This is a genomic window from Streptococcus sp. 1449 (genome assembly GCF_013276805.1).
Lineage (GTDB): Bacteria > Bacillota > Bacilli > Lactobacillales > Streptococcaceae > Streptococcus > Streptococcus pseudopneumoniae.
This window is the reverse complement of sequence record NZ_VMLS01000090.1, coordinates 1-2345: the sequence shown is the minus strand read 5'-3', so window position 1 is coordinate 2345 and position 2345 is coordinate 1. Positions and strand designations below refer to the sequence as shown.

The window sequence follows — 2345 nt, the reverse complement described above, 5'->3', positions numbered from 1 at the left end:
TTAAACGCTTCAAGTCTAGTAACAGAATCCAGCCCAATCCGCTTGGCTTCCTGAGCAAGAGAGCTACTTGCGCCAGCTTGTCTCAAAGCTTCCTCAGCCTTGCGCCTTGATTCTCGTAAAGGTTCATCATGAAAGCTATTGAAACGCTGATTGATAGTGTCAGACAATTCTTGCTTGACTTCTTCCGCCTTAGCCTTGGCAAGTTCGATGGCATCCGTGATAGCTTTCTCACGCTTAGTAAATTCAGCGTCAAAGGCTGCGTCTGCTGCTTCTATCTGCGCTTGGATTTTGGCTTCAATGCCATCTTGTTGCTTAATCTGCTTGGTAATCGTACCCTCGTAAGAATACTGCGTATCATTTCCAGCTTTACTATCTGCGCTGATACGACCTCTTAGACCACCTTTGAAAGTAAAGCTCTGACTTAAGACAGGAACTTTAAAGGTTTCTTTCTTGTTGGTCTGAATGGTTACCCACTGCCCAACCTCAAGCAGTAAATGCCCTTGGTAGTTGAGATTATACGGATAGTAAGTCAGGTTTTTCAGATTGTAATACAGGTCATTTAAAGCGCTCTGGGTCATGAAGACATTGTCTAGTTCCAAAGACCGACCTGTCTTCATACCAACCGTAAGAGGCTTCTTATCTGTCTTACAAGTAATACCAGCTATCTGATACTCAATCTCACTCTTGGTTAAACCATGTAGGAAGTAACTGTCTGCGTTTATCGTGATATTTGACTCAGTTAAATCACGGATTTCCATCTTCCCTTCTCGGTTGAAGAAACAAGACATCCCTATCATCTGAGTCATAGCGCTCAGCATATCCCTAAATGAAAGTTTCTTTCCTTCAGGAACTTGCTCGACATGGTAACGCATCGCGCTGATTCCGAAATAGTCATTCGCTAACTCAATGCCTGTTTTCAGGCAGATTTCCTGAATAACCTCTCGTACTTCAGCTGGGAAATGCAAATCTGTCACATACTCACGATTGAGCTTAAACATACCATCCATAAGTTCAAGTGTGGTTGTGTTGCGGTTTCGGTCAATCTCAATATCGTTGATGAAGTATTCCCCCATCTTGACCCACTGGTAGGTATCCCCAACCAGTAGACCAATCTCAGGGTGCAGGGTATCCAGCTTATTGAACGTGGTAATGATACTGGTAAAGGTAATTTTACCGCTACCAGCGCAGGTTCCACCAGGCTTATAAGTATCGCCCTTGATGTAGCCATACTCAAAACTAGCCTCTTTGATATCCCGTGAAGTATAATCACCAACACGAATAGCCAGCGTCCTTTCCTTGGCAAACATGGCTCTGTCAAATTGTCGTCTGGTTAAAGCATCCATTTTCTTACCTCTCTACCAGATTAAATTTAGCGCCAGACCAAGGTTTAAACTTCTCAGTAAAGCTATAACTAGGAGCTGTCCTATCACCGACGTAGAAAGTCTTTGTGACTTGGCCATCCATGGGGTCTGGATAAGACACCTCAAAAAATTCAGATGATACAGCATGTAAAAGCTGACTTAATTCTCCCTGAGTCATCATACCCCATTCACAGTCTAGTTTGCGTTTGGTCGTGATACGGTCACGCACCATGTCGCCATTGGCATTACGCCCTGTTTCTCCATCGATATCTTGAATACCGACCTGAAAATATTTGGGAGGCTTCACAGCCACCCCATTGATTGTCAATTGTGCCATTTAACCTCCTAAATCTTGAGCAAGGTTTGACCTGCTCGTTCATGTTCCTTGTTGATTTCTTGGATGGCTACCCGTCCGAACTCATGGCCTGCGATTTGGATAACGATGTCGCCAGCCGGTAATGAATAACCTGTAGGTACATTATTAGCAGGCATTCTTTCAGCCAGTTTTTGAGCCAAGATAGAAATCCATCCTGTATTCCGTTCAAGAGGCATTACCGCTTCTTGACCAGCTTCTCCGACCCCAATGATGCTAGGAGAGTTGAATACACCGCCTCGTGCATACCAATCTACAGAGAATGATGGAATTCTAGGAGGCATCAAGCTGAAGCTACCAGATATATTAAAGTGAGGGAGTTTGATTTTTGGTAAGCTCCAATCAAAGTTAAAGAAGCTTTTTAGTTTATCGATACCACTTTTAACGATGTTTTTAGCATTATCCATTGCATCATTAAACAGATTCTTGAACCAGTTGGGGATTTCTTTCAAGGCATCTTGCATATTTTTCCATCTATCACCAAACCAAGAACCGATTTTTTGGAAAGGATTCTGAGTTTTCTTTTTTGCACTCTCAAATTTCTCGCCAAACCATGTATCAGCTTCTTTTACTCCATCTTTGATATCTTTCCATCTATCACCAAACCAAGA

At 42.9% G+C, this 2345-nt stretch carries 1 protein-coding gene and 2 pseudogenes; all 3 read right to left on the bottom strand.

The genetic code is table 11. The features are described from left to right. A pseudogene (locus tag HT687_RS10930) lies at positions 1 to 1343 on the bottom strand (tail fiber domain-containing protein); the annotation flags it as partial. 4 nt (positions 1344 to 1347) lie between these two features. Next, positions 1348 to 1698 (bottom strand): DUF6711 family protein, encoded by a 351-nt coding sequence (locus HT687_RS10925; protein ID WP_172924205.1) that lies wholly within the window; start codon positions 1696 to 1698, stop codon positions 1348 to 1350. An 8-nt stretch (positions 1699 to 1706) separates the two neighbouring features. Next, positions 1707 to 2345: pseudogene (locus tag HT687_RS10920) on the bottom strand (hypothetical protein); the annotation flags it as partial.